This is a genomic window from Psychromonas algicola, from assembly GCF_004378355.1.
Taxonomy (GTDB): domain Bacteria; phylum Pseudomonadota; class Gammaproteobacteria; order Enterobacterales; family Psychromonadaceae; genus Psychromonas.
In genome coordinates, this window is the sequence record NZ_SNUB01000083.1 from 1 (window position 1) to 660 (window position 660).

Sequence of the window (660 nt, forward strand, 5' to 3'; positions counted from 1 at the left end):
TCACTGTGATCGTTTGTGTACTAGTGGCCCCATCGTTATCGGTCACTGAAACTGAAATAGAATCTTCACCCACGAAGTTCTCGTTAGGCGTGTAAGTAATGTTGCCGTTCGCGTCTAATACGGCCGTACCGTTGGTCGCTGTAATAGTATTCGCATCAATCGTGCCATCAACATCGCTTGCTGTCGCCACGATAGTCGCGGTATCTTCTGTAACCGTTGTGCTCACGACGTCAATCACAGGGGCATCGTTCACTTCCGTAACGTTCACTGTGATCGTTTGTGTGCTAGTTGTGCCATCGTTATCGGTCACTGAGACTGAAATAGAGTCTTCACCCACGAAGTTCTCGTTAGGCGTGTAAGTAATGTTGCCGTTCGCGTCTAATACAGCCGTACCGTTGGTTGCTGTAATAGTATTCGCATCAATCGAGCCATCCACATCTGAAGCCGTTGCCACGATAGTCGCGGTATCTTCTGTAACTGTTGTGCTCACGACATCAATCACAGGCGCATCGTTCACTTCCGTAACGTTCACTGTGATAGTTTGTGTGCTAGTTGCCCCATCGTTATCGGTAACAGAGACTGAAATAGAATCTTCACCCACGAAGTTCTCGTTAGGCGTGTAAGTAATGTTGCCGTTCGCATCTAATACAGCCGTACCGT

General features: G+C 48.0%; 1 protein-coding gene. It reads right to left on the reverse strand.

Annotated features, from left to right (window positions below; translation table 11 throughout):
* Positions 1–660 (reverse strand): tandem-95 repeat protein (locus E2R67_RS16450; RefSeq protein WP_134292019.1); only part of this gene is annotated, 660 nt, incomplete at both ends.